The 25146-nt window shown below is 73.5% G+C and carries 23 protein-coding genes and 2 pseudogenes; 11 read left to right on the plus strand and 14 right to left on the minus strand.

Annotated features, from left to right (window positions below; genetic code table 11):
- Nucleotides 1–64: 64 nt before the first annotated feature.
- Complete coding sequence (locus KSK32_RS21890; protein WP_216932882.1) at nucleotides 65–580, minus strand: 2'-5' RNA ligase family protein; 516 nt, start codon at nucleotides 578–580, stop codon at nucleotides 65–67.
- Between the two features lie 99 nt (nucleotides 581–679).
- Between KSK32_RS21890 and KSK32_RS21895 the strand changes: the two genes are divergently transcribed.
- The gene (locus tag KSK32_RS21895) at nucleotides 680–1186 is read left to right on the plus strand and encodes a DinB family protein (protein ID WP_216932883.1); all 507 of its coding nucleotides are present in this window, start codon (nucleotides 680–682) and stop codon (nucleotides 1184–1186) included.
- Here the strand turns inward: KSK32_RS21895 and KSK32_RS21900 are convergent.
- Nucleotides 1173–2150 (minus strand): glycoside hydrolase family 88 protein, encoded by a 978-nt coding sequence (locus KSK32_RS21900; RefSeq protein ID WP_216932884.1) that lies wholly within the window; start codon nucleotides 2148–2150, stop codon nucleotides 1173–1175. The genes KSK32_RS21895 and KSK32_RS21900 overlap by 14 nt on opposite strands.
- Nucleotides 2151–2284: 134 nt before the next feature.
- On the opposite strand from KSK32_RS21900, the gene KSK32_RS21905 reads away from it, so the two are divergent.
- A complete protein-coding gene (locus KSK32_RS21905; protein ID WP_216932885.1) occupies nucleotides 2285–2662 on the plus strand; it encodes an SCP2 sterol-binding domain-containing protein in 378 nt (125 codons plus the stop codon).
- Nucleotides 2659–4737, plus strand: coding sequence for a glycogen debranching N-terminal domain-containing protein (locus KSK32_RS21910; protein ID WP_216932886.1), 2079 nt, complete (start codon nucleotides 2659–2661; stop codon nucleotides 4735–4737). Before KSK32_RS21905 ends, KSK32_RS21910 begins: the two co-directional genes overlap by 4 nt.
- Before the next feature lie 20 nt (nucleotides 4738–4757).
- Here KSK32_RS21910 and KSK32_RS21915 read toward each other — a convergent pair whose 3' ends face one another.
- Both KSK32_RS21915 and KSK32_RS21920 read right to left on the minus strand, forming a co-directional pair.
- On the minus strand, nucleotides 4758–5495 hold the full coding sequence (locus KSK32_RS21915; RefSeq protein WP_216932887.1) for a Pr6Pr family membrane protein: 738 nt from the start codon (nucleotides 5493–5495) through the stop codon (nucleotides 4758–4760).
- A 23-nt stretch (nucleotides 5496–5518) separates the two neighbouring features.
- A complete protein-coding gene (locus KSK32_RS21920) occupies nucleotides 5519–6199 on the minus strand; it encodes a hypothetical protein (RefSeq protein WP_216932888.1) in 681 nt (226 codons plus the stop codon).
- Between the two features lie 144 nt (nucleotides 6200–6343).
- Here KSK32_RS21920 and KSK32_RS21925 point away from each other — a divergent pair, with 144 nt between their 5' ends.
- Nucleotides 6344–7234 (plus strand): DUF72 domain-containing protein, encoded by an 891-nt coding sequence (locus tag KSK32_RS21925; protein ID WP_216932889.1) that lies wholly within the window; start codon nucleotides 6344–6346, stop codon nucleotides 7232–7234.
- Between the two features lie 61 nt (nucleotides 7235–7295).
- Nucleotides 7296–7481 carry a GTPase activator gene (locus tag KSK32_RS21930; RefSeq protein ID WP_216932890.1) on the plus strand — a complete coding sequence of 62 codons (186 nt, stop codon included), beginning with the start codon at nucleotides 7296–7298 and terminating at the stop codon, nucleotides 7479–7481.
- A 4-nt stretch (nucleotides 7482–7485) separates the two neighbouring features.
- Here the strand turns inward: KSK32_RS21930 and KSK32_RS21935 are convergent, their stop codons facing one another.
- The 6 genes from KSK32_RS21935 to KSK32_RS21960 all read right to left on the minus strand — a co-directional run bounded on the left by KSK32_RS21935 (nucleotide 7486) and on the right by KSK32_RS21960 (nucleotide 12329).
- Nucleotides 7486–7869 carry a hypothetical protein gene (locus KSK32_RS21935; protein ID WP_216932891.1) on the minus strand — a complete coding sequence of 128 codons (384 nt, stop codon included), beginning with the start codon at nucleotides 7867–7869 and terminating at the stop codon, nucleotides 7486–7488.
- A gap of 111 nt (nucleotides 7870–7980) precedes the next feature.
- Nucleotides 7981–8607, minus strand: coding sequence for a hypothetical protein (locus KSK32_RS21940; RefSeq protein ID WP_216932892.1), 627 nt, complete (start codon nucleotides 8605–8607; stop codon nucleotides 7981–7983).
- Nucleotides 8608–8677: 70 nt separating this feature from the next.
- The gene (locus KSK32_RS21945; RefSeq protein ID WP_216932893.1) at nucleotides 8678–9535 is read right to left on the minus strand and encodes an alpha/beta fold hydrolase; all 858 of its coding nucleotides are present in this window, start codon (nucleotides 9533–9535) and stop codon (nucleotides 8678–8680) included.
- Nucleotides 9536–9608: 73 nt separating this feature from the next.
- On the minus strand, nucleotides 9609–10826 hold the full coding sequence (locus KSK32_RS21950) for a glycosyltransferase (protein WP_216932894.1): 1218 nt from the start codon (nucleotides 10824–10826) through the stop codon (nucleotides 9609–9611).
- The gene (locus KSK32_RS21955; protein ID WP_216936520.1) at nucleotides 10811–11002 is read right to left on the minus strand and encodes a hypothetical protein; all 192 of its coding nucleotides are present in this window, start codon (nucleotides 11000–11002) and stop codon (nucleotides 10811–10813) included. Before KSK32_RS21955 ends, KSK32_RS21950 begins: the two co-directional genes overlap by 16 nt.
- Before the next feature lie 115 nt (nucleotides 11003–11117).
- Nucleotides 11118–12329: a globin domain-containing protein gene (locus tag KSK32_RS21960; protein ID WP_216932895.1), complete on the minus strand. Its 1212-nt coding sequence runs from the start codon at nucleotides 12327–12329 to the stop codon at nucleotides 11118–11120.
- Nucleotides 12330–12483: 154 nt separating this feature from the next.
- Between KSK32_RS21960 and KSK32_RS21965 the strand changes: the two genes are divergently transcribed.
- Together KSK32_RS21965 and KSK32_RS21970 are read left to right on the plus strand one after the other, a co-directional pair.
- Nucleotides 12484–12921, plus strand: coding sequence for an Rrf2 family transcriptional regulator (locus tag KSK32_RS21965; protein ID WP_216932896.1), 438 nt, complete (start codon nucleotides 12484–12486; stop codon nucleotides 12919–12921).
- Nucleotides 12921–13553 (plus strand): class I SAM-dependent methyltransferase, encoded by a 633-nt coding sequence (locus tag KSK32_RS21970; protein WP_216932897.1) that lies wholly within the window; start codon nucleotides 12921–12923, stop codon nucleotides 13551–13553. The genes KSK32_RS21965 and KSK32_RS21970 overlap by 1 nt, the downstream gene beginning before the upstream one ends.
- A 41-nt stretch (nucleotides 13554–13594) precedes the next feature.
- Here the strand turns inward: KSK32_RS21970 and KSK32_RS21975 are convergent, their stop codons facing one another.
- Nucleotides 13595–14851, minus strand: coding sequence for a hypothetical protein (locus KSK32_RS21975; RefSeq protein ID WP_216932898.1), 1257 nt, complete (start codon nucleotides 14849–14851; stop codon nucleotides 13595–13597).
- Nucleotides 14852–15141: 290 nt separating this feature from the next.
- Here KSK32_RS21975 and KSK32_RS21980 point away from each other — a divergent pair, with 290 nt between their 5' ends.
- The 4 genes and pseudogenes from KSK32_RS21980 to KSK32_RS21985 all read left to right on the plus strand — a co-directional run bounded on the left by KSK32_RS21980 (nucleotide 15142) and on the right by KSK32_RS21985 (nucleotide 21077).
- A complete protein-coding gene (locus KSK32_RS21980; RefSeq protein WP_216932899.1) occupies nucleotides 15142–17256 on the plus strand; it encodes a type IIA DNA topoisomerase subunit B in 2115 nt (704 codons plus the stop codon).
- Nucleotides 17257–17288: 32 nt separating this feature from the next.
- Nucleotides 17289–17549: pseudogene (locus KSK32_RS34605) on the plus strand (DNA gyrase subunit A); the annotation flags it as partial.
- A pseudogene (locus KSK32_RS34610) lies at nucleotides 17538–18320 on the plus strand (LAGLIDADG family homing endonuclease); the annotation flags it as partial. The pseudogenes KSK32_RS34605 and KSK32_RS34610, both read left to right, overlap by 12 nt.
- A 60-nt stretch (nucleotides 18321–18380) precedes the next feature.
- Nucleotides 18381–21077: a DNA topoisomerase (ATP-hydrolyzing) gene (locus tag KSK32_RS21985; protein WP_308163805.1), complete on the plus strand. Its 2697-nt coding sequence runs from the start codon at nucleotides 18381–18383 to the stop codon at nucleotides 21075–21077.
- Between the two features lie 582 nt (nucleotides 21078–21659).
- Here KSK32_RS21985 and KSK32_RS21990 read toward each other — a convergent pair.
- The 3 genes from KSK32_RS21990 to KSK32_RS22000 form a co-directional block, all read right to left on the minus strand.
- The gene (locus KSK32_RS21990) at nucleotides 21660–22997 is read right to left on the minus strand and encodes a uracil-xanthine permease family protein (RefSeq protein ID WP_216932901.1); all 1338 of its coding nucleotides are present in this window, start codon (nucleotides 22995–22997) and stop codon (nucleotides 21660–21662) included.
- A gap of 94 nt (nucleotides 22998–23091) precedes the next feature.
- Entirely contained in the window at nucleotides 23092–23727 is a 636-nt protein-coding gene (locus tag KSK32_RS21995; RefSeq protein WP_216932902.1) for an alpha-ketoglutarate-dependent dioxygenase AlkB, read from the minus strand.
- Nucleotides 23728–23767: 40 nt separating this feature from the next.
- On the minus strand, nucleotides 23768–25093 hold the full coding sequence (locus KSK32_RS22000; protein ID WP_216932903.1) for a polysaccharide pyruvyl transferase family protein: 1326 nt from the start codon (nucleotides 25091–25093) through the stop codon (nucleotides 23768–23770).
- Nucleotides 25094–25146: the final 53 nt, after the last annotated feature.

The following is a 25146-nucleotide window of genomic DNA, read 5'->3' on the forward strand; positions in this document are numbered from 1 at the left end:
TTCCCCGAGCTGGTGTTGATCATGGAGTGGGATGGCACCACTTCGGGGAGCGGTGGGGAGGTTGTCAGGGCAGGGGGTGGGAGATGTCGCGGGCGTGGTCGGCCACCGCCGCGCCGACCACAGTCGCGGTCAGCGGCAGCACCTCCAGGCACCGGCGTACCGCCGCGCCCATCAGCGGGTTCGGCACCCGCATCGACAGCGTGCAGTGCGGCACCCAGCGGCCCGGCCGGTAGTGCTCCACCACCTCGACACCGGCCCGCGCCAGCCGCTCGTGCACCGCGGCGTGGTGCGCCAGCAGCTCGGGCGTCGGCGCCGGGCCGAGCCAGAGCACCCGCCCGAGGAACTGCCCGGCGTGCTGGAACTCCAGCCGCAGCGGCGCGGCCACCACGGTTCCGGCGAGCGCCTCGGCGACGCGGTGCGGGTCGAGGCGGGGCGCGACCGCCAGCGAGACGTGCGGGCGGTGCCGCTGCGCCAGCAGGGACCGCATGCTCGGCACCCCGTCGGACTCCAGCAGATCCCACAGCACCCGGATCCGCCGGGTGGCGTCGGTGTCCAGATACAGCTCCAGCGCCGCGACCACGCGACCACCCTAGAGCCGGTGCCCGCGCCGAGGTTTGCCGGGCACGCTGGGCGGTACTGCCCGAGGGACGGCAGGAAACGGCAGAGGAGTGAGGGACGCGTGGACGCGACGGACGTGCTGACCGAGGCGTACGGGCGGTTGCCCGATCTGGTCGCCGGGGCGCTCGACGGGCTCGACGCGGCCCAACTGCGACGGGCGCCGGCCGACGGGGCGAACCCGGTGGGCTGGCTGGTCTGGCACCTGACCCGGATCCAGGACGACCACGTCGCCGACGTGATGGGGGAACCGCAGCTCTGGACCACCGGCGACTGGGCGGCGCGGTGCGGCCTGCGGCCCGACCCCGCCGACACCGGCTTCGGGCACGGCCCGGAGCAGATCGCCGGGGTACGCCCGGAGGACGGCGGCGTGCTGCTGGACTACCACCGGGCGGTGGTGGACCGGAGCCTGGGATACCTGCGCGGACTGCGTCCGGCCGACCTGGACCGGGTGGTCGACGAGAACTGGGATCCGCCGGTGACGCTCGGGGTGCGGCTGGTGAGCGTGCTCGACGACGACTTCCAGCACCTCGGTCAGGCCGCGTACGTGCGTGGGCTCATCCTGCGCTGAGCGCCGCACCCGCCCGGCGCAGCGCGGCGTGCCCGAGCAGGTGACACGCCTGTGCCTCGGGCGAGGTGCCCGGGCGCTCGAAGTCCGGCGCCCCGCTGACGCCGGTCACCCGGCCGTACGCGTCGACGCGCCGGGTTGCGGCTGCGAGCAGGTCCGCTCCCACGTCGTACCAGGACCGGGACAGCCATCCGTCGGCCACCCCGGTGAGGGCCGCGTACCCGAGCAACTGGGCGGTGTTGGCCTCGCGGAACGCGCCCGGCTCGTCCAGCACGTCGGGGAAGAGCCCGTCCGCGCCGCGGTACGCGAGACAGGCGGTCAGCACCTCCTCCACGTGCCCGGCCAGCTCGGCGCGGACGTCGCCGGGCCACTCCGGCGCGAGCCGCAGCGCGCGGGCGATCCCGGCGACCACCCAGCCGTTGCCGGTGCCCCAGGGGCCGGGCCGGTCCGGTTCGCCCCGGTCCTCGTCCCAGCGGGCGGCGTACAGGCCGGTGCGCGCGTCGTACAGCCGTCGCCGGTGCCCCGCGACCTGGGCGGCGGCCGCCTCCGTCCGGCCGGTGAGCGCCAGCAGCGGCACCACCATGTAGATGGTGTCCGCCCAGACCTGGCGGGCGTCCAGCAGGTGGAACAGTGTGCCGTCGGTGGCCCTCGGCGCCCCGCCGTCCAGCCAGTCGAGCTGGGCGTCCAGCGCCTCGGTGTACCGCCGGTCGCCGGTGCGGCGCGCGGCGTGCCGGACCACCTCGCCGCACGCGGCGCCGTTCACCGCGCCCACCGAGCCGGCCGGCTCCCCGAGCCGCCCGTCCGGCCGCTGCCGGGTCACAGCGGCGTCGGCGGCCAGCACGGCGGCCTCGTCCAGGCCCAGGTCGAGTAGCGCCTGACCGAGGATCCCCTGCTCCCAGGACTCGCGCTGCATGGTCAGCAGCGCGAGCAGCACCCGGTCGGCGGTGGCGTCTCCGGTCGTCGGCATGTCCGCACGGATACCCGCCGCGCCGCTGCGTCTCACCCGGACCGGGTGAGTTCGGCTCACCCGCCGGGCGGGGAAGCTGCGGGACGGGCGGCGCCGGCAGGCGGGCGGCCGCGACCACCGACGAGGAGGGCCCGATGAGCGTCTCGGCCGTGGAACACCTGACCCGGGGGACCGCCGGCCGGCACCCGGAGCTGCCCGAGACCACCTCCGGCACCATCCGCCTGGACCTGCGCGACGGTGGCAGCACCGAGCACTGGTACCTGACCATCGACCGGCAGGACGTCCGGGTGGACCGCCTGGCGGAGGAGGCGGACCTGGTGGTCGGCGCGGACTGGGAGGTGTTCGACCGGATCGCGGCGGGGCGCCTGCACCCGGCCGCCGCGGTGCTGCGTAACGACCTCACCGCGCGGGGCGAACTGAAGCTGCTGATGACGCTGCGCCGGATCTTCCCCGGCCCGCCCGACGCCCGGGATCCCCGCGACGTGGCCTGCGAGCGGGCGGCGGCCCGATGAGGCAGGAACTGGTCCACGTCCTCGCCGGCAACGCGTTCGCGGTGAGCGACGCGCAGGGCGACATGGAACGCGACCCGTGGGCCCCGATCGGCCTGTTCTCCTTCGACACCCGGTTCCTGTCCCACTGGGTGCTCACGATAGACGGCGAGCGGCTGCATGCGTTGTCCCGCGACGACCTGACCTACTTCGAGACCCGCTTCGTGCTGGTTCCGGGCGCGGCCAGCCACTACGTGGACGCCGACGTCTCGGTGATCCGGCACCGGTCGATCGACGAGGCGTACCACGAGAGCGTCACTGTGCTGAACCACTCGGCCGAAACCGCCGAGTACACGGTGCGGATGGAGATGGCGGCCGACTTCGCCGACACCTCCGAGATCCTGCGGCCCGGCCCGCGTCGCCCGACTGTCGTCCCCGACCCGGAGGGGCGGCGGTTGCGGATCCGGTACGAGCGCGGGCGGTTCGTCCGGGAGACATGCGTCTTCAGCACCGCCCCGGCCGAGGTGGACGCGCGCGGGATGACCTTCCGGATCCGCGTCGAGCCGCAGGGCGAGTGGCACGTCGACCTGCACGTCGCCATGATCATCCAGGGCGCGGGCGGGCGGGACCTGCGGGCCGACATCGAGTCCCACCGGCAGCACGTCCGCCAGGACATGCGGGACGGCCTCGAACAGTGGCTCGACCGGGCGCCGCACCTGGTCTGCGACCGGCCCGGGCCGGCGGCCGTGTACCGGCAGGCCCTGACCGACCTGGCCGCCCTGCGCTACATCCCGCTGGCCTACACCGACCCGGTGCCGGTCGGCGGGATGCCCTGGGCGATGACGCTGTACGGACGGGACGCGCTGTTCACCTGCCTCCAGACGCTGCCCTTCACGCCCGAGCTGACCCCGGCCACGCTGCACATGCTGGCGCTGTTGCAGGGCGGCCGGCTCGACGACCGGCACGAGGAGGAACCCGGCAAGATCGTCGCCGAGCTGCGCTACGGCGAGGCGGCCGCGTTCGACGAGCAGCCCACCGCGATCTACTACGGCGCCGCCGACACCACCCCGCTGTTCGTGATCCTGCTCGACGAGTACGAGCGCTGGACCGGTGACGCCGACCTGGTCCACGAGTTGCGGCACCCGGCCCGGATGGCGCTGGACTGGCTGACCCGCTACGGCGACCAGTGCGGCGACGGCTACCTGCGCTACCGGCCGCGCAACACCGACAGCGGGGTCGCCAACCAGACCTGGCGCAACTCCCCGGAAGCAGTCGTCGACCGGTACGACGTCGAGCCGCCGTACCCGCGGGCCACGTGCGAGCTTCAGGGCTACGCGTACGACGCGCGGCTCCGCGGCGCCCGGCTGGCCCGGGAGTTCTGGGGCGACCCGGGCTACGCCGAGCGCCTGGAGGCCGACGCGGCGCGGCTGCGGGAGCGCTTCAACAGCGACTTCTGGCTGCCGCAGCAGGGCTACTACGCGCTGGCGCTCACCCCGGACGGCGAGCCGGTCGACGCGCTCACCTCCCACCTCGGGCACCTGCTGTGGAGCGGCATCGTGGAACCGGACCGGGCCGGCGCGCTGGCCGGGCACCTGCGCGGGCCGGACCTGTTCTCCGGCTGGGGCGTGCGCACCTACGCGCAGGGGCAGCGGCCGTACAACCCGGTCGGCGCGCACCTCGGCGCGGTCTGGCCGTCGGACAACGCGATCGTCGCGGCGGGCCTGCGGCGGTACGGCTTCGACGAGGAGGCGGCCGGCATCGCCGCGGGGATGTTCGCGATGGCGGAGACGCTCGGCGGCTCGGTCCCGGAGGTGATCGCCGGCTACCCCCGCGCGGTGACCAAGTATCCGGTCCAGTTGCCGGAGGCCGGACGACCGCAGTCGTGGGCCTCGGGTGGGCTGCTGATGCTGCTGGCGACCATGCTGGGGTTGCGCCCGTGCGGGGAGAACCTGCTGGTGAACCCGGCGATCCCGGCCGGCTTCGGGCGGATCGAGCTGCTCGACGTGCCGGGCCGGTGGGGGCGGGCCGCCGCGTACGGCCGGGAACGCGGCGCGGACCGGCGGACGCGCGCGGGCCGGTCGGCCCACCGGGCCGCCTGACCGGGCCGCCTGCCCGCCGCTCAGGCCGAGCCGCTGGTCTCCCGCTGGGCTGCCGTCGCGGCGCCCGGCCCGGCTGCCGTCGTCGGCTCCCTCGGCCCGGCCGCGGGTGGCGCCTGCACCGCATCGGCCCGCCCGGCCCGGCCGAGCAGCCGGTCCACGCCCACGAACAGCAGGCCCAGCAGCCAGAACACCCCGGCGAACCCGGCCGCGCTGACCGCCACCCCGTCGTAGCCCAGCTCGCCCGCGTCGATGAACGGGTACGGGTAGCTGCCCACGATCGGGCCACGCACCAGCGCGAACCCGAGGTATCCGACCGGGAACACCAGCCACCAGACGGCGTACCGGAAGCGCAGCCGGCCGCGCCTGTCGAACAGCGCCCAGTCGGCGACCGCCAGCAGCGGCACCACCGTGTGCAGGAACTGGTTGCCCCACCACTCACCCGGTTGCCGGTCCGGCTGGGTCATGGCGAACGGGCTGGCCGGGTTGGCCAGGATCAGGTGGTAGACCGTGCCGGTGATGGTGATGTAAAGGGTCACCGCGCCCTTGAGGACGCTCGGCGGCTCCGGCCGGTCGCGCAGCGCGCACCAGGCGGCGTACCCGGCGAGGACGCCGACTGCCACGTTGCTCTGGATGGTGAAGTACGGCAGCAGGCCGGTCACCGTGGCCGGGCCGAGCGCGGTGAGCACGATGCCGGCCAGCACGGCGAGCACCACGGCGAGGCGGAGGAGGATCGCCGGTAGGCGACGCCGGGGGATCACGGAGGCAAGTTACCAGCCGGTCGTCAGGCGGTACGCCGCCCGGGCGGGCTCCCGGACTGCGGCTCGGCGTTCCCGGGCGGGGTGCCGCCCGGCGGCCCGCCGGACGGGCGTGCCGGGTGCTCGGTCCGGCCCCCGCGCCGCGTGCCGTCGGCCTTCCCCGGCGGATCGCCGCCCAGGAGCCCGGCGCAGTAGTCCGGCACGCGGTCGCGGCCCCCGGCCGCGGCGACGAGGTCGCTGAAGGCGGGTGTGGACAGGGCGCGTCCCCGTTGCGGCTCGGCGACGGCCCGGTACGCGAGGCACAGGCCGGGGGGTGACGACGGGTGCGGCGTCCGGGGTGCCGGCGAGCCGGCCGGTGGGCTCGGCCGGGCCGACGGGGTAGGAGATGCGGTGACCGGCGGCGCTGCCGGACGTGCGGCGTGCGGAAGATTCCCGGTGGCGGCGAGCGCGACGCCGCCGGTGAGGGACGCGGCCAGCGCCGCCACGGCCACCCGGACGCCGAAGCGGACGCGGCGGTGACGGCGCGCCCGCCGTGCCTCCCGGAACGCCGCGACCGCTGCCGCCTCGCCGTCGAGTTCGCCCGTGCCGGCCGCGGTCCGGACCGCTGCGAGTACGGCCACCAGCCCCGGCGGAGCGGACGACCTGTCGCCGGAGCGGCCGGCGAGCAGCCGCTCGACGGTTTCCTGGTCCAGGCCGGGTGCGTCCATCTCGTGACCCTCAGCGCCGCCACCCGGCCGGGCGTCACAGCGCGGCACGCCGCGGAGCCGGTGCGGCCGGTCGCCCCGCGCCGGTCACGGCCGGGACGGCATCTCCGGTTGCCGATGTCCGGCGGTCGCGGTGAACTGAATTACATGGGTGTCATCAAGGTGGGCACGTCCTCCTGGGCCGACCAGATGCTGGTCCGCTCCGGCTGGTATCCGCGTGGGGTCAACACCCCCGCCGGGCGGCTCGGCTGGTACGCCGAGCGGTTCGGACTGGTGGAGGTGGACACGTCGTACTACGCCGTGCCGGCGCCGGAGACCACGGCGGCCTGGGCGGAGGCGACCCCGGACGGGTTCACCTTCGACGTCAAGGCGTTCCGGCTGTTCACCGGCCACCACACGCCGGTCGACGCGCTGCCCCGCGACCTGCGCCCGGCCGGCGGCCCGAGCCGGATCCGCTGGCGTGACCTGCCCGCCGGGGCGTACGACGAGTTGTGGGACCGGTTCCACGCGGCCCTGGCGCCGCTCGCGGCGGCCGACCGGCTCGGCGCCGTGCTGTTGCAGTTCCCGCCGTGGCTGGCCCGCGGCGATGCGGCCCGTCGGCGGATCCTGGACGCCGCGCGGCGCTGCCGCCCCTGGCCGGTCACCGTCGAGCTGCGGCACTCGTCCTGGTTCGACGGGGACGCGATGGCGGACACCGTCACGTTCCTGCGTGAGCACGACCTCGGGTACGCCTGTGTGGACATGCCGCAGGGGCACGCCTCCTCGGTGCCGCCGGTCCTGGTCGCCACCACCGACCTGGCTGTGATCCGGTTCCACGGGCACAGCACCGCCTGGGAGAGCGGCGACAAGCAGGAGCGGTTCCGGTACGCCTACGGCGAGCGGGAGTTGCGGCACTGGTCGGTGCTGCTGCGTGAACTGGCCGACCAGTGCGCCGAGCTGCACGTGCTGATGAACAACTGCTGCGGCGACCAGGCGCAGCGCGACGCCGCCCGCCTGGCCGACCTGCTCGGCGTCACGTCCGTCGCCGCGCGCGCCTGACGTTTCCCCAGCCGCCGGCCGGGTACCGCCGGGGTGCGGGAACGGCTGCGAAGGGGGATCTGTGGAGAAGCGGCGCGGTGAGGACGAGCGGGATCCGCGAGCGACCCGGGAGGCCGAGGAGGCGCACGGCGGCAGCATGGCACCGGGCCTGGTCGACGACACCGGACACCCGGTGACCGAGTCACCGGTGCCGGACAACGAGCCGTCGGCGCCGGGCCGGCCGGGTGAGGACGGCACCGGCTCCTGACCTCTCAGGGACGCGTCTCCGGATGCATGCCCGTCGCCTCCTCCAGCGCGTTGTCACCGAGGTCGCCGTCCGCGCTGTCGTCCGGGAACGTCCGTCCGGACGGGGCCGGATCCGGCGGCGCGCCCGGCCCGGCCTCGGGCGTCCGGGTCGGTTCCACGGACCCGAATCCGTGTCGGCCCGCCTTCGGTCCGCCCGGTCCGGAACCGGCCGCCCGGCGTTCGCCGAGCCGTCCCTCGGGTACGGCGGTCTCCTCGCTGCCCTCGCCCATCGGGTCGCTGTCACCCGCGCCCCACGGCGGGTCGGCGTCGAAGCCGTCGGTGGTGCCCCACGGCGCGGCCGACTCCGGCCCGCGCCCGTCACCCGTACCCGGCCGGTCCCTGCTGGTCATGGTCACCTCGCCTGGCTGCTGATGTCCGTGCCGCCCGCCGACGGACGGTCCGGTCCGGGGCACCGCGCGGCCGGTGACCCACCCCGTTGTGGGTCGCCGGCCGCGCGGTGGTCAACGGGCCCCGACCAGATGACGTCCGGCCGCGCCCACGGCGGCCACCTTGCCGATGTTCTTCGGCGCGGACATCAGCCCGCCCGCGCGGTCCAGCATGCCCCGGAACACCTGCCCCGGCTTCTGCTGCTCGCCCATGTACGCCGACACCACGACGAGCGCGCCGGTCAGCGCCGGGATCGCCCACTGGAGCATCTTCATCTGCCGCTGGCTGGCGGCGACGTTCGCCGGGGTGTGGTGGTTGGGCTCGGTGGTTCCCTCGACCGGCGGGCCGCCGGCCTTCTCCAGCCGCATGCCGACCAGCCGGCTGTAGCCGGTCACCGCCAGGGCGCCGACCGTCAGCGCGGTCTTCACCGCGCTGATCTTCCCCACGCCCGCCTGGCGGGCCATTCGCGGGCTCTCGGTGACCAGTTCACCTACCGCGCCGGCCAGGTGTGCGCCGATCGCGGCCGCGTTGACGGGCGTCCACCGCGCCCACCCGGCCGAGGCCACCGGCAGCCGCTCGGTCGTGTCGTTGATCCGCGCCGCCGCGCCGTTGACGCCGAGCGCTCCCATCAGGGAACCGCCGAACCAGGCCGCCAGGCCCAGGTCGTGCATCGAGCGCAGCGTGGTGTGCCGTTCTGACATCAGATCCCCCTCCGCCGTGTTCGGGCGGTGCGGCATACCCACGATCGGGCGATTCACGCCCGGGCGTGGCTCAGCGGTGGGGGAGCGTGTCCGCGAACGCGGCGATCCGGGCGGCCAGCGGCGCCGACGTGCGCACCCAGGTGAAGTGGTCGAGCGGCGCGCCTGCCTCGGCGACCGTGTAGCGGTGCCGCGTCACCGGCGCCGCGGTCAGCTTGTCGCAGAGGTGGTCGAGCGTCTCGTGCGGCGTGTACTGGTCGTCGTCGACGCTCACCGCGAGCACCGGTGTGCGGATCCGCCGCACGGCGGCCTCCGCATCCACCCCGTCCAGCGCGGGGAAGCGGCCGGTGCGGGCCGTGTGCGCCCAGTCCCGGATCACGCCGGCGGCCTGCCGGCCGCCGAAACCCCAGCCCGGCCAGACGCCGAGCAGCCGGGCCGTCGCCGCGATCGCCTGGGTGTACGGCAGCACGCCCCACCCGCGCAGGCCCGGGTACCGCCGCCACCACGGCAGCCCCACCGCCACCAGTGCCAGCCCGTCCACCCGGCCGTCGTCGTGCAGCGCCTGGTGCAGCACCGCCACCTGGCCGCCGAGGGAGTGCCCGAGCAGCAGCCGGGTCCGGCCGTCCAGCCGGGGCTTGAGCGCGTCGAGCACGGCGCCGATGTCGGCGGCCATCTCCTGGTAGCCGTAGCGGCAGGCGCGCGACGGCGCGGGTGTGCTCTCACCGGTGCCGCGCAGGTCGGCCACGATCACCGCCAGCCCGGCGTCGCGCAGCGCGGCGGCGAACGGCCGGTAGTAGCGGGCGCGCACGCCCATGGCCGGCCAGATCAGCACCACCGGCGCGCCGGGCGGGCCGGCCGGCTCCGGGTAGACCTGCACGCCGATGCGCGCGCCGTCGACGTCCACGAACTCCTGGCTGTAGTCCCCGCTCACCCGGATCAGGTTACGGCCCTAAGCTACCGGCGGGTAGTAGGGGTGGCCGGGGTGGGTAGCGCGGACGTGGGCGTCACGCCACCGCCGGCGTCCGCCGGGCCGTGCCGGCCAGCGCGCCGTAGACCGCACCGAGCTGTTCGGCGCACCGCTTCCAGGAGTACCTGCTGCGGATGCGGTCGAGCGCGGCGGTCGCGTACGTGAAGCGCCGCACGTTGTCGCCGAGCAGGCGGCGCAGGGCGGTGCCCAGCGCGCGGGGGTCACGCGGCGGCACCAGGTCGCCGGTGAGCCCGTCCACCACGCTGTCGGCGATGCCGCCCAGGTTCGTGCCGATCACCGGCACGCCGCAGGCCATGCCCTCCAGCGGGGTGAGCCCGAACGGCTCGTACCAGGGGGCGGCGACGAGCACGTCCGCCGACCGGTACCAGGCGCCCATCTCCTCGCGCGGCACGCCGCCGAGCAGCCTCACCCGGTCGGCCACGCCGCACGATTCGGCCAGCGCGGACAGCCGGCGGGCGAACGTGTCGGCGGGCAGCAGGTGGGCCGGCGGGCCGCCGACCACCACGCATTCGGCGTCGGGCACCGCGGGCAGCGCCCGGACCACGTCCAGGAAGCCCTTGCGTTCGACCATCCGTCCGACGGTGAGGATGCGCGGGCGGGCCGGGTCGCGGGGCGCGCCCGGACCGTCCGGGCGGAACACGGCCTCGTTGACGCCGGGCGGCACCAGCGCCATCCGGGACCGGGGTACGCCCATCCGGACCAGTTCGGCGACCTCGTCCGAGCACTGCACGACGACCCGGTCCACGGCTCGGCCGAGCGCCCGCTCGTAGCCGGCGCGCCTCGGTGGACCGGTGTCCCGCGTGCCCCGGTGGCGCCGCTCGACGCTGCCGAGCGCGTGGTACGTCAGCACCGTCGGTACGCCGGTACGGCGGCTCGCGTGCACGGTGGCCAGTCCGCTCGTCCAGAAGTGCGCGTGCGCCACGTCCGGGGTCCAGCCGCCGTGCCGCCAGGCGTCGGCCAGCCAGCTGCCGAACTCCCCCAGGTACGGCAGCAGGTCGTCCTTCGGCACCCGCCGGGCGGGACCGGCCGGTACGTGGCACACCTGGTAGCCGTCCGGCGAGTCGACCGCGTGGGGCAGTCCGGCGGCGTCGCGTCGGGTGTAGACGCGTACGTCGTGTCCCGCTCCGACCATCGCGGACGCGAGTTCCGCCACGTGCGTACTCTGGCCGCCGGCGTCCTCCTCGCCGAAGGCGGCGAGCGGGCTGGCGTGCTCCGAGATCATCGCGATCCGCATGTCTCCTCCTTCATGATCCGGTCCAGCCCGAACCCGCCGCGGCGAGCGGCACCGGCCCGTCCACCGTGCCTGCGGTGGCTGAACCGCTCCTCCTCGGCGGCGGCCACGACCCGGCCGCCGACCACCGGGGCGGCGGCCGGGTCGTGAAAGATCGCGTTGAGGCCGAGGACGCGCATGGGTGGACCCCTACCCTCGGGTTCCGCCCCTAACCAGCAGACCACCGACTTCTCCACGGGCCGGCCGCCTCCGCTGTGGAGGCTCCGGGCGCGGGCCAGGTCATCGACCCGGGTGTCAGCCTGGCAGCATCCCGGGACCGAACACCTCGTAGGCGATCCGCTCGGCCGGTACACCCCGGCGCAGCAGGTCGGCCCGGACCAGATTCATGAACGCGATCGGACCGCACAGGTGCGCGGCCACCCCGGCGGGCAGCGGGAGCCGCTCCGGGTCGATCAGCCCGGGGGACACCTCCGCCTTCAGGCCGGGCAGGTCGGCTCCGGCGGCGTCGAGATACCAGAGGTGGACGGCCAGGTTCGGCAGCCGCTGCTGGAGCGCGGGGAGTTCCGCGCGCAGCGCGTGCGCCCCGGCGTCCCGGTCGGCGTGCGCCAGCGTCACCCGGCGTCCGGGATCCCGGTCGGCCAGGTGGGCCAGCGCCGCCATCGCCGGGGTGAGTCCGATGCCGGCGCTGACCAGCAGCAGCGGCCCGTCGCCGCCGGTGGCGTCGACCTCGCCGAACGCCGGGCTGAGCCGCAGCGTGTCACCGACGGCCACCCGGTCGTGCAGGTGACCGGAGACCATGCCGTCGGGTGCGCCGCCCTCGCCGCGTACCCGCTTCACGGTGATCCGCCACGTGTCGGCGCCGGGGCGGCCGGAGAGGCTGTACTGGCGGATCTGCCGGCCCCGGCCGCCGTCCAGGTCGACCGCGACCGAGACGTACCGGCCGGGGGTGAAGCCGGGCGCGGCGCCGCCGCCGGCCGGCGCGAGGGTGAGCGAGACGATGTCGGTGCTCTCCCGGGTCCGGCCGGTCACCCGCCAGTCCCGCCACACCGGACCGCCCTCGGGTACGCCGGCACCGGCGTAGAGCCGCGCCTCGCGGGCGATCAGCTCGCAGGCCAGCAGCCAGTAGACCTCGTCCCAGGCGGCGGCCACCTCCGGGGTGACCGCGTCGCCGAGCACCTCGCCGACCGCGGCGAGCAGGTGGCGGCCGACGATCGGGTACTGGGTGGCGGTGATGCCGAGCGAGGCGTGCTTGTGCGCGATCCGGTCCAGGACCGGTCCCCACGGCATGCCGGCGTCACCGGTCAGGTGCGCCGCGTACGCGACCACCGCCGAGGCCAGCGCGGCCTTCTGCGCCCCGGTGGCCTGGTTGCCCCGGTTGAACAGGTCCAGCAGGTCCGGGTGGGCGTCGAACATGCGCTGGTAGAAGCGGCCGGTGATGGCCTCGCCGTGCGCCCGCACGACGGGCAGGGTGGCGGTCACGACTGCCGCTGAGGATTCCGAGAGCACTTCCGAATCTCCTTCCGGGGCTCGAACAGGTCGATCCCACAAAACAGGAATCTCTGACTCCTCTTTCAGGGCCGAAAGTCCCGGTGCCGCAGTGGCATGGGTCACCGTGAATCTGCAGGTGTCCCGGACGGCGCCGAGTGGCTAGGGTCGGTGCGTGAGGCTCAACCGGTCGACCGACATGGCGCTGCGCATCGCCATGCTGACCGCCGCGTCCCCGGTCCGGGCCACCGTCGACGAACTCGCCACCCGGCTCGCGCTGCCCCGCAGCCACGTCGCCAAGGTGGTGCAGCGGCTGCAACGCATCGGCGTCCTGGTGACCATCCGGGGCCGCTCCGGCGGGGTGGCCTTCGCCGAACACGCCGGGGACATCACCGTCGGCGGGGTGGTCCGCGCCTTCGAGGGCGACGGCGAGGTGGTCGACTGCGCGCAGCCGGTCTGCCCGCTGGTCGCGGAGTGCCGGCTGCGCGGTGAGCTGCGCCGCGCGCAGGCCGCCTTCCTCGCCGTGCTCGACGGGGTACGCCTCGGCGACCTGGTCGACGGATCCGCCGGCCCGCTCCTGCTCAGCCTCGGCGCGCCACCGGCCGGTCGCTGATGGCCGTCTCCCATCCGATCTTCTCCCGGCTCTTCGCCCGCGCCAGCGTGGCCATGGACCAGGCCGGCATGGCCGAGCACCGCGGCCGCCTCGTCGCCGGGCTGCGCGGCCGGGTGGTCGAGGTCGGCGCCGGCAACGGTCGCAACCTCACGCACTACCCGCCGGGGGTGACCCGGGTGGTCGCCGTCGAACCGGAACCACGCCTGCGTGCCCTGGCCCGCGCCGCCGCACCCGGCGCCCCGGTACCGGTGACCGTCGCCGCCGGTCTCGCCGAGGCGCTGCCGGTCGCCGACGGCGCCGCCGACGCGGTGGTGCTGTCGCTCGTGCTCTGCTCGGTGCCGGACCAGGCGGTCGCGCTGAGGGAGGCGCGCCGGGTGCTGCGGACCGGCGGCGAACTGCGCTTCTACGAACACGTGGTGGCCCAGACACCCGGCCTGCGGCGGGCCCAGCGCCTGGCCGACGCCACACTCTGGCCGCTGTTCTGCGCCGGGTGCCACACCGCCCGGGACACGGTGGCCGCGATCGGGGCCGCCGGCTTCGAGGTGGCCACGCTGGACCGCTTCCGCTTCCCGCCGACCGGGCTGCCGGGCCCGGCCTCGCCGCACGTCCTCGGCACCGCGATCCGGCACTGACGCCGGACCGGGCCGGTTCTGCCCGGCCCGGTCCGGCGCGCTCAGCTCACACTCACCGTGCCGTCCGGGGCGCGGACGCAGGAGACGGTACGGGCGCCGGTCGCCGCCGCCCCGGCCAGGCACCGGCCGAGCACCTTGTGCCCGGCGGCGTTCGGGTGCCACGACTCCTGGCAGGTCTGGAAGTACGTGCCGCAGGCGTTGGCGATCCGCTGGATGTCGAGCTTGTCGTACCCGGAGAGGCTGGTGACGAACGTGCCGGTCGGGCCGTCCATCAGCCGGATCGGCGTGGCCAGGGCGTTACCCGGGCTGCCGGTCGACTCGCAGAGCCGGGCGCCGTCGAACGCGCGCTGCACGTTCAGGTAGACCAGGTCGTCCTGCGGGAACTCAGCGGCGAGCGTGCCACGGACCGAGCTGACGAGCGTGCCGAGCCCCTGCGAGAAGCGGTGTCCGGGCGCCAGACTGGCCCGGTGGATCGGGCACCCGGCCGCGTACCGCTCGGCGCCCAGCGCGCGGAACTTGTCCCGGGTGTCGTCACGGCTGTCCTCGGTCCAGTAGCGCTGGTCCAGCTCGTACGGCAGCGGGTTGGTGTAGTCCTGGAAGACCACCCGGTGCTGGCCGTCGGCGTCGATCTCGTCCAGCGTGGCCAGCAACTGCCGCAGCGCCGTGGTGGTCTCCGCGGTGGCGGCGGCGAACTGCGCGGCCGTGCCCAGGTCGGCGTCGGTGCACGGCTTCTGCTCCACCGGCCCGCCCAGGTACGCCCAGAACTCCCACCAGCCGGTCCACGCGTCGGCGATGAACCGGTTGGCGCACTTCTCCGCCACGCTGCCGAAGGTGAACGAGCTGTTGTTCGAGCCGAGGCCGACGAGCACCAGGTCGATGTCGTGGGTCTGCGCCACCGACCGGAGCTGGTCGAGCTGGGCGGCCACCTGCCGCCCCTTGGCCCGCGTCGACGAGGCGTTCGCGATGTCGTACGGCTGACCGCCCGAGCAGGCCAGGTTGAACCGCGCGGAGATGCCGGGCAGGTCGGCCTGGAACAGCGAGGCGTTCGGCGAGCGGTGGCAGAAGTAGGCGTTGGCGTTGGCGGCGGACCAGCCGGGGAAGCCCTGGGCCACCCCGTTGACGTCAGCCACCGGCGCGTACGCCCCGGCGCCCTCACCGCTGATGAAGCTGTCTCCCAGCGCCACCGCTGCGGTGGGCAGTGCGGCGGCGGCCGGCCGGGCGGGCGCCGCGGCGGCGGGTAACGCCACCGTGGCGAGCGCCAGCGCCGCCGCGAGCACGGAACGACGGAACACGGACATGCCCGACCTCCCAGACATCGAAATGTGAAAGATTCTTCAGGGGGGCGATCAGATCACGCGCGTGTGACGGACGTCAATGGTCCGACATCAGTGGCCCCGCACCGGGGAAGACATCCGGCGTCCGGGGCGTTGTGCCGCCCGGACCCCCAGCCCGTCCCGCCAGGCCGCCGTACACGGCCGCGGCGCGGACCCGGCCGGCAGGCCGATCGCGCAACGCACCGCCCCGGTGCCGCCGACCTGTCGGGGCACCCGGCTAGGCTCGCTCCGGCGCGCCGCGCCCGGCGATCATCGTGGGGGGATCACACGGTGAACGGCACCACACCGCCGAGACCTGGGAGTACGACCAGTTGACCGCACAGCCTGAGACCCTCTACGGGGCCGACGACCTGACGCATCTGGAGGGCCTCGACGCCGTCCGCAAGCGCCCGGGCATGTACATCGGCTCGACCGACAGCCGTGGCGTGGGTCACCTCGTCAACGAGATCCTCGACAACTCGACCGACGAGGGTGTCGCCGGTCACGCCACCAGGGTCGACGTGATCCTGCACGCCGACGGTTCGGTCCAGGTCGACGACGACGGCCGCGGCATCCCCACCGACGTGCACGCCAAGTCCGGCATCTCCGGCGTCGAGCTGGTGCTGACCCGCCTGCACGCCGGCGGCAAGTTCGGCGGCTCCGGCTACAAGACCTCCGGCGGCCTGCACGGCGTCGGCGCGTCAGCGGTCAACGCGCTGTCCCGCCGCTTCGACGTCACCGTCCGCCGCGGCGGCAAGGTCCACGCCATGTCGTTCCGCCACGGCGTGCCGGGCGTCTTCGACGGCGACGGCCCGGACGCGCCGTTCACCCCCGGCCCCGGCCTCCAGATCGTCGGCGCGATGAAGCGCGGCCAGCGCACCGGCACCTCGATCCGCTGGTGGCACGACCCGCGCTACTTCGAGACCGGCGCCGCGCTCGACACCGAGGCGGTCCGGCTCAAACTGCGCAACACCGCGTTCCTCGTCCCCGGCGTCGCCTACCGCCTGCGCGACGAGACCGGCGAGGAGACCGTCGAGGAGCGCTTCCACTTCCCCGACGGCCTCACCGACATGGTGGAATACCTCGCCCCGGCCGGCGACCGGCCGGTCTCCGGCACGCTGCTGGTGACCGGCGAAGGCACCTACCGGGAGAACGCCGCCGACGCCAACGGCGTCATGCAGCCCAACGTGCAGCGCCGCGCCGAGGTCGAGGTGGCGTTCCGCTGGGGCACCGGCTACGAGCGCACCGTCGAGTGCTTCACCAACACCATCCGCAACGCCCACGGCGGCACCCACCGCAAGGGCTTCGAGCGGGCGCTGGCCCGTACCCTCGCCGAGGCCGCCCGCAACGCCCGCGGCCTGCTCAAGCCCAAGGAGGACGCGCCCACCCTGGACGACGTCCTGGAGGGCATGACGGCCGTGGTGCACGTGCGCATTCCGGAGCCGCAGTTCACCTCGCAGACCAAGGACGAACTGTCCACCGCCGGCATCACCAAGGTGCTCCAGGGGCTGGTCGAGGCGCACCTCAAGAGCTGGCTGGACGACCGCCGGACCAAGGCCGAGGCCCGCACCGTGCTCCAGAAGATCGTCGACGCGGCCCGGGTCCGGCTCACCCAGAAGCAGCAGAAGGACGCCGCCCGCCGCAAGACCGCGCTGGAGGGCGCGGCCATGCCGGCCAAGCTCGTCGACTGCCGCGCCACCGGCGTGGAGCGCAGCGAGCTGTTCATCGTGGAGGGCGACAGCGCGCTGGGGACGAGCCGCATGGCGCGCTCCTCGGAATACCAGGCGCTGCTGCCGATCCGCGGCAAGATCCTCAATGTGCAGAAGGCCAACCTCCAGCAGGTGCTGGACAACGCCGAGTGCGCGGCGATCGTGCAGGTGCTCGGCGCGGGTTCCGGGCGGACGTTCGACCTGTCCGCCCTGCGCTACGGCCGGGTGCTCATCATGGCCGACGCGGACGTCGACGGCGCCCACATCCGTACCCTGCTGATCACGCTGTTCGCCCGCTACATGCGGCCGCTGATCGAGGCCGGGCGGCTCTACGCGGCGATGCCGCCCCTCCACAAGATCACCACGAAGGGGCGCAGCCCGCAGACCGTCTACACCTACACCCAGGCCGAGATGGAGGCGACCGTGCGCAAGCTGGAGAAGGCCGGCAAGCAGATCGTCACGCCGATCCCGCGCTTCAAGGGCCTCGGTGAGATGGACGCCGACGAGCTGTGGGAGACCACCATGAACCCGGCCACCCGCGCGGTCCGCCGGATCACGCTCGACGACGTCGAGGCCGCCGAACGGATCCTCGAACTGCTCATGGGGGAGAAGGTCGAGCCCCGCCGCAACTGGCTGATCGACTCCGCCGACCGGGTCGACCGCGACGCCATCGACGCCTGACCAACGGGTTCGTCTGGAAGGAAACGCACACCATGGCACGCCGCAAGGACGACCGCGCGAAGGCGGACCTCGCCGCCTTCGACCAGGCCGGCGCCCGCGTCTTCGACAACCCGCTGGTCACCGAGGTCTCGGACTCCTACCTGGAGTACGCGTTCTCGGTCATCCACTCCCGCGCCCTGCCCGACGCGCGCGACGGGCTGAAGCCGGTGCACCGGCGCATCCTGTGGTCGATGCACGAGCAGGGCCACCGCCCGGACCGCGGCCACGTCAAGAGCGCCCGGATCGTCGGCGACTGCTTCGTCGCGGGGACGCTCGTGTCGACACCGACCGGTCTTCGGCCGATCGAGTCGATCGAGGTCGGCGACACGGTGCTCGACGGCGACGGAGTCGCCACTCCGGTCGTCGCGGCCTACCGGAACCCGCAGTCGGAGCTGGTTCGGGTCACCTGGGACAACGGGCACACCATGTCGGTCACGCCGGGTCAGCGTTTTCGCGTGGTCGACGAGGACCTGTCCGTTCGTTGGGTGGAGGCGTCCGAACTCACCGGGCACCTCACGCTCGCGTACGGCGGTGCCCGCAGGAAAGCCGCCGCCCCCGGCGGCACTCCCTACGACTACGTCCGTGGGCTGGTGGTGGCGGAGGGCTCCGCCGTCGACCGGGCTCGCTCGGCTGACGGTCGTGTGCGCCTGCACATGTGTGACGTCGAACCGCTCGACGTCGCACATGGTTGGGCGATCGCCAACGGGCTCAACGTCAGCCGAGGCAAGAGGACGGCGACTGATCCGCGGCACCGCGATCAGCACATCGTCACGTTCGCGAGGCACGAGGGCCTGCTCGAAGCGGGGGGACCGCTGAGCAGTGCCAAGCGTGTGCCGAGTGATGTCCTCGAGAACCGCTCGGCATGGGCCCCCTTCCTTGCCGGTTTCTTCGACGGTGACGGTTATGTCCGCAAGCGCTTCCGGGAGATCGTCTTCGTCAGTACCAGCGAGACGCTCGTGCGGCAGATCAACTCCATGCTGGCCGACCTGGGCTTGCACGGGCACTACCGGACCAGCGCGCGAGACGGCTTTCAACGCCTTCTCGGCCTGTCCTTCAGCGGGCGTGATGCCGCCGCTCTGGCCGAGATGCTGCTGCCCTGGGTGCGGATCGGTTACAAGATCGCAGGTCTGGAAAAGGTGGTGGACCTGACCTATCAGTACGGCGGCAAGCAGGGCAACGACCGGCTGCCGTACGCGCGGGTGATCAAGGAATTCGCCGACGCCCACCAGGGGGGCGGTTGGTTCCGGGACGAGGCCGGCAAGGCGTTCCGATCATCACTTTCGGGCGCGGGTAGCCAGATCCGTTACGGCAAGGACCGTAACGGCGTGCCGCTGCCGGAGCGTTCATTCCCGCTCTGGCGTGCCGAGCGGGATGGATGGATCCGAAAGCTCCGGCGCATCGGGTCTCCGCTCGCGAGACGGCTCGAGGCGCTTTCGGGCCGATCCTTCCTACGGGTGGTGTCGGTCGAGCGGATTCCTGCCGAAACCACGTACGATATCCAGGTCGGCTCCGACGAACACGCGTTCGTCGCGGAGGGCCGCGTGGTGCACAACTGTATGGGCAAGTACCACCCGCACGGCGACACCGCCATCTACGACGCGATGGTGCGGTTGGCCCAGGACTTCTCGCTCAACGTCCCGCTCATCGACGGGCACGGCAACTTCGGCAGCCCGGACGACGGCCCGGCCGCGGCGCGATACACCGAGGCCCGGATGTCCCGGGAGGCGATGCTGCTCGTCGGCGAGCTGGGTGAGGACACGGTCGACGTCGAGCCGAACTACGACGGCTCGCTGACCCAGCCCACCGTGCTGCCGGCGGCATTCCCGAACCTGCTCGTCAACGGCGCGTCCGGCATCGCGGTCGGTATGGCCACCAACATGATCCCGCACAACCTCGGCGAGGTGGTCCAGGCCGCCCGCTGGCTGATCAACCACCCGGACGCCACACTCGACAAGCTCATGGAGTTCGTGCCCGGCCCCGACCTGCCCACCGGTGGGCTGCTGCTCGGGCTGGACGAGGTGCGCCGCGCGTACGAGACCGGGCGCGGCGTGGTGCGCATGCGCGGCCGGGTGGAGATCGGCCCGCTGGAGGGCAGCCGTGGCCGGCAGGCCATCACGGTCACCGAGCTGCCGTACGGCGTCGGCGCCGAGAAGGTCATCGCGGCCATCACCAACGAGGTGAACAAGACCAAGCGGCTCACCGGGATCGCCGACGTCAAGGACCTCACCGACCGGGAGAACGGCACCCGCCTGGTGGTGGAGTGCAAGGTCGGCGTGAACCCGCAGGCGCTGCTCGCCGACCTCTACCGGCTCACCCCGCTGGAGCAGTCCTTCGGCGTGAACAACCTGGTGCTCGTCGACGGCCAGCCCCGCACGCTCGGGCTCAAGGAACTGCTCGACGTGTTCCTGGCACACCGCTACGAGGTGGTGACCCGGCGCAGCGCGTACCGCAAGCGCAGGCGGGAGGAACGCCTGCACCTGGTCGACGGTCTGCTGATCGCCCTGCTCGACATCGACCGGGTGGTCAAGCTGATCCGCGCGAGCGAGGACGCGCAGGCCGCCAAGGACGGCCTGATGCAGAAGTTCAAGCTCTCCGAGATCCAGGCGACCTACATTCTGGACACTCCGCTGCGCCGGCTGACCAAGTACGACCGGCTGGAACTGGAGGCCGAGCAGGAGAAGTTGCGCGGCGAGATCGCCGAGCTGTCGAAGATCCTGGACGACTCCAAGGTGCTGCGGAAGGTCGTCTCCGACGAACTGGCCGCCGTGGTCAAGCAGTTCGGCGCGCCGCGGCGCACCACGCTCGTCGACGGCGACCTCAAGGAGGTGCTCGCCGCCTCGGTGCCCGCCGGTCCGCTGGAGGTTGCCGACGACCCGTGCCAGGTGATTCTCTCCGCCACCGGGCTCGTGGCGCGGACCGCGGCCGAGTCGGAGGAGGCCGCCGAGGCGCGCCGGCGCAGCGGCCGGGTCAAGCACGACGCGGTACGCGCGATCGTCCACTCCACCGCCCGCGGCCGGGTGCTGCTGGTGACCAGCGCCGGGCGCGCGTTCAAGATCGACGTGTTGCCGTTGCCGGTGCTGCCGGAGCAGTCCGGCACGGTGTCGCTGCGCGGTGGCATGTCGGCGGCGGAACTGGTGCCGCTGGAGCCGGGCGAGACGGTGGTGGGGCTCGCCCCGCTGGGTCCGTCCGCGCAGGGCTCGCCCGGTCTGGCGCTCGGCACCCGGGCGGGCGTGGTGAAGGTGTGCGCCCCGGACTGGCCGGTCCGCTCCGACGAGTTCGAGGTGATCTCGCTGCGCGACGGCGACGAGGTGATCGGCGCGACCTGGCTGACCGACGGCGCCGAGACGCTGGCCTTCGTCTCCTCGGAGGCGTCGCTGCTGCGCTTCGCCGCATCGGTGGTACGCCCGCAGGGGCTCAAGGGTGGCGGCATGGCCGGCATCAACCTGCCCGGCGACGCGCGGGTGGTCTTCTTCGGCGCGATCCGCACCGACGACGCGAAGCACGGTGAGCCGATGGTGGTCACCTCGACCGGCGCGACGGTGAAGGTGACGCCGTTCAAGGCGTACCCGGCGAAGGGGAGGGCGACCGGCGGCGTACGCGCGCAGCGGTTCCTCAAGGGTGAGGTGGAGCTGTCGGTGGCCTGGATCGGTCCGCGGCCGGTGGGCGCGACCGCCACCGGCGACCCGGTGGAGCTGCCCCCGGCCGATCCGCGCCGCGACGGCTCCGGTTTCGCCGTGATGCTCGGCCCCACCGTGGTGGGCCACCACATCGACCGCGACTAACGAGGGTAGGGGCGGGCGCCTGGCCCCCGCCCCTACCGCTCAGTCGCGCCCGCTCGTCTTTCGCCCCCCCCGCCCCCGCCCGCGCACCCGGCCCGGCAGCCTCGCCAGCCGCAGCCGCACCCGGCCGCCAGCCTCACGCCTCACCCGGCCGGGCGGCCCAGCCACCGGCCCCGACCTGCCGGCCTGCCCTCCTGACCCGTCCTCCGGCCCTACCCGTCTCGGCCCTGCCCGACCCGGTTGATCGAGGAGTTTGCGGCCGTTCCCGGCTCCCGCCGACCACCAACTCCTTGATCACGGCAGCGGGTGCCCCGGGTGGCTGACGAGTTCCGGGCGCTTGGGCACTCGCCCCCCACTCCGCGCGGTTGATCATGAGGTTGGCAGCGACAAAACGGACACCGAATGCCGTCAACCTCATGATCGACACCGTCGGGCGCTCCGGGTGCCCCGATCGCACCCCTATCGCCCGGTGACCATGAAGTTGGCGGGCGTGAATCGGGCAATTCATGCCGCTAACTTCATGATCAACGGGGTGAGGGGGTCGGGTGACCGGGGTGGGGAGGGGAGGGGAGGGGAGGGGAGGGGTCAGAGTTCGGGGGTGGGGGACTGGCGGGACTCGGGGGTGGTGCCGCGCAGGCGGGCGATCAGGCGCATGCCGTGGTAGATCGCCAGGGCGGCAGCGGTGCCCAGCGCGATGCCGTTGAACGACAGATCACCGGCGGCCAGCGTGTAGTTGGCGGCGCCGATGATCACCGCCACCGCGGCGGTGAACAGGTTGATCGGGTCGTGGAAGTCGACCCGGCTCTCGATCCAGATGCGGGCGCCCAGGATGGCGATCAGGCCGTACAGGGCGGTGGTGGCGCCACCGAGCACACCGGCCGGCACGGTCAGGATCAACGCGCCGAACTTCGGGCAGAGCCCGAGCAGGATCGCGGTGCCGCCGGCCACCCAGTACGCGGCGGTGGAGTAGACGCGGGTCGCCGCCATCACGCCGATGTTCTCCGCGTACGTGGTGGTGCCGGAACCGCCGCCGGACCCGGCCAGCACGGTGGCGACGCCGTCGCCGAGCAGCGCCCGGCCCATGTCGCGGTCCAGGTTGCGGCCGGTCATCGCGGCGACCGCCTTGACGTGCCCGGCGTTCTCCGCGATCAGCACCAGGATCACCGGGATGACGAGCACGACGGCGCGCGCGTCGAAGCTCGGCGTGTGGAACTCGGGGAAACCGACCCAGGCCGCCTGGCGCAGGCCCCTGACCGCCTGCTGGTCGAGGTTGCCGGTGAGCGCGGCGGCCACCCAGCCGACCGCCACGCCGACGAGGATCGACAGCCGCGCCACGAAACCGCGGAACAGTACCGTGGTGAGCAGGATCGCGGCGAGGGTGACCACGGCGATCAGCGGCTGCGCCTTCACGCCGGTGCCGGAGCCGTCGCCGTCCCAGGCGACCGGCGCGAGGTTGAGGCCGATCAGCATGACGATCGCGCCGGTGACCACCGGCGGCATCAGCGCGTCGATCCAGCGGGAGCCGGCCACCTGCACCACCACGCCGACGATCGCCAGCGCGGCGCCCGCGACGACGATGCCGCCGAGGGCCGCGCCGATGCCGCCGTCGGTCTTCGCCGCCAGCACCGGCGCGATGAACGCGAACGACGAACCGAGGTACGAGGGCAGCCGGTTGCCGGTGATCAGCAGGAACAGCAGCGTGCCGAGCCCGGAGAACAGCAGTGTGGTGGCGGGCGGAAACCCGGTGATCAGCGGGACGGTGAAGGTGGCGCCGAACATGGCGACCACGTGCTGCACGCCCACGCCGACGGTGCGCGGCCAGGAGAGCCGTTCGTCGGGCGCGACCACGTCGCCGGGGCGTACCTGGCGGCCGTCGCCGTGCACGGTCCATTGGGACCAGCGGGAGGTGGGGGACTGGGTCATCGGTCGCCCTTCGCGTCATCGGGTGACGGGGGCGTGATCGACCCTGGGAGTTGTTTCTAGCACGTACCCTGCCCGGATGTGGGCCCCCCGTGGCTCAGGCGACGCCGGTGGGACGGAACTGGACACTGACCCGGGGGCCGACCGGCCGGGTGGTCTTCGGCACGGCGTGCTCCCAGGTGCGCTGGCAGGAGCCGCCCATCACCACGAGGTCGCCGTGGCCGAGCGGGAACCGCAGGCTGCCGCCGCCTCCGCCGCGAGGACGCAGCAGCAGCGCGCGCGGGGAACCGAACGAGACGATCGCCACCATGGTGTCGGTGTGCGCGGAGCGGCCCAGCGTGTCGCCGTGCCAGGCCACGCTGTCGCGGCCGTCGCGGTAGAGGCACATGCCGGCGGTCACGAACGGTTCGCCCAGCTCGGGCGCGTAGTGGCGGGTGAGCGCGTCCCGGGCCGCGGTGAGCACCGGGTGCGGCAGCGGGCGGCCGGCGGCGTACCAGCAGAGCAGCCGGGGCACGTCGACCTCGGTGTCGTACATGGTGCGGCGTTCGGCCCGCCAGGGCACGTCGTGGCGCAGCGTGTCGAGCACCTCGTCGGAGCCGCGCACCCAGCCGGGCAGGTGGTCGACCCAGGCGCCCCGGCTCAGCTCGTGCCGGCGCAGCGCCCCGGCGAGCAGGCCCAGGGCCGGGCCCTGCTCGGCCAGGTCGAGCATCGAGGGCTGGTACGCGTCGGACACGCAGCCGATCGTACCGTGCTCTCGAACAGGCGTACGACGGTCAGCGCCGCAGCATCCGGCGGACCGTGCCCGGGACGGCCTGCTTGATCCGCTCTCGGAGCTGCTGCGAGCGCAACGCGTCGACGGTGGCGGTGAGCTTGGCGTTCTCGTCGCGCAGCCGCTCGATGCGGGTCAGCAGTTCGGCCGGCGGGGTGGCGGCGGCGGGCCGGACGGCCGGCGGGAACACCGTCTCGCCGACCCGGCGGTCGAAGCACGCGGCGCTGTCGCCGTCGGCGAACGAGGTGCCGAGGTCGTGCTTGGCCAGGAACGCGGTGATGGTCTCGAAGCGGGCCTTGTGGCCGACGTTGAGCGCGGTGTAGTCGGCCTCCGCGTAGAGGTCGGCGGCGTCGACGTCGGCCGGCACGTCCCGCATGATCCGGTGCGGGATGCCGAAGTAGCGGGCCAGTTCCAGCGTGCGCGAGTCGTGGGCGAACAGGTAGCCGGGCGTGCCGGCGACGAGCGCCGTGATGGTGCCGTGGATGCGGGTGCCGAACGCGAAGTCGTATCCGGACAGGTGCGACATCCAGGTCCACGGGTCGACGAACATGCGCACCTTGTCCTCGGCGAACAGCGGGTGCGAGGTGTGCAGCGGGATGTCGCTGCTCTGGCCCCGGTGCTCGGGCGCGTCGCCGTAGAGCAGCGTGCCGAGCGTCCGCAGGTCCTGCGGCACGTAGCAGAGGTTCGGGTAGCGCTCCTGGTGGTGGCGGACCACCGAGGCCATCGAGCGGACGTACGGGGAGATGGTGAGCGCGACCTTCGAGTCGGCGGTCAGCTCCGGCCGGGTCTTCTCCAGCTGGAACTCCTCGCCGTGCAGGAACATCGACGGGCAGCCGATCTGCTCCACCGCGGAGATGCCCAGCGCGTTGAGGTAGCTCTCGGTCACCTCGCCGCGTACGCCGATGCTGTGCGACCGGTCCAGCACGGCCTTGCAGAACGCGCGGACCGGCTCGTCGATCGGCCGCAGGTACTCACGGTCGCCGTCGACGTTCGTCTGCACGCCGACGCCGAGCACCACCACCGGGATCTTCAGCCGCTCGATCAGCTTGGTCAGCGGGGCCAGGCGGTGGACGAAGCTGCGGCGGAACGCGTTCGCCAGGGGTACGACGAACACGTCGTGCCGTTCGTTGATCTCGTCGGCGAGACGCGGGTCGGCCGGGTTACGGGTCGGTGTGATCTCGGCCGTGGAGGTGGCGAGCAGCTTGTGCGCGGCGTGGCTGAAGACCAGGTTGCCGCTGTTGTCCCCGATCCAGTTGCCGGCGAACGTCTCCTCCGGCGTGAGGACGTCGAACGGGCCCTTGCGGGCGCGGAGCAGGATCCGCTGGTGCATCCGGTTCGCTCACCTTCCGTACGGCACGGCGTGCGGGCGGGAGCCGGGTGGGT

The sequence above is a fragment of the Micromonospora sp. WMMB482 genome, assembly GCF_019038635.1.
Lineage (GTDB): Bacteria > Actinomycetota > Actinomycetes > Mycobacteriales > Micromonosporaceae > Micromonospora > Micromonospora marina.

Coding starts and splice junctions, on each gene's coding strand:
- KSK32_RS21910 (WP_216932886.1), top strand. CDS start 2,659: ATGAGGCAGGAACTGGTCCACGTCCTCGCCGGCAACGCGTTCGCGGTG.
- KSK32_RS21985 (WP_308163805.1), top strand. CDS start 18,381: ATGCTGCTGCCCTGGGTGCGGATCGGTTACAAGATCGCAGGTCTGGAA.
- KSK32_RS21925 (WP_216932889.1), top strand. CDS start 6,344: ATGGGTGTCATCAAGGTGGGCACGTCCTCCTGGGCCGACCAGATGCTG.
- KSK32_RS21920 (WP_216932888.1), bottom strand. CDS start 6,199: ATGGACGCACCCGGCCTGGACCAGGAAACCGTCGAGCGGCTGCTCGCC.
- KSK32_RS21990 (WP_216932901.1), bottom strand. CDS start 22,997: ATGACCCAGTCCCCCACCTCCCGCTGGTCCCAATGGACCGTGCACGGC.
- KSK32_RS21905 (WP_216932885.1), top strand. CDS start 2,285: ATGAGCGTCTCGGCCGTGGAACACCTGACCCGGGGGACCGCCGGCCGG.
- KSK32_RS22000 (WP_216932903.1), bottom strand. CDS start 25,093: ATGCACCAGCGGATCCTGCTCCGCGCCCGCAAGGGCCCGTTCGACGTC.
- KSK32_RS21955 (WP_216936520.1), bottom strand. CDS start 11,002: ATGCGCGTCCTCGGCCTCAACGCGATCTTTCACGACCCGGCCGCCGCC.
- KSK32_RS21975 (WP_216932898.1), bottom strand. CDS start 14,851: ATGTCCGTGTTCCGTCGTTCCGTGCTCGCGGCGGCGCTGGCGCTCGCC.
- KSK32_RS21940 (WP_216932892.1), bottom strand. CDS start 8,607: ATGTCAGAACGGCACACCACGCTGCGCTCGATGCACGACCTGGGCCTG.
- KSK32_RS21950 (WP_216932894.1), bottom strand. CDS start 10,826: ATGCGGATCGCGATGATCTCGGAGCACGCCAGCCCGCTCGCCGCCTTC.
- KSK32_RS21935 (WP_216932891.1), bottom strand. CDS start 7,869: ATGACCAGCAGGGACCGGCCGGGTACGGGTGACGGGCGCGGGCCGGAG.
- KSK32_RS21970 (WP_216932897.1), top strand. CDS start 12,921: ATGGCCGTCTCCCATCCGATCTTCTCCCGGCTCTTCGCCCGCGCCAGC.
- KSK32_RS21900 (WP_216932884.1), bottom strand. CDS start 2,150: ATGCCGACGACCGGAGACGCCACCGCCGACCGGGTGCTGCTCGCGCTG.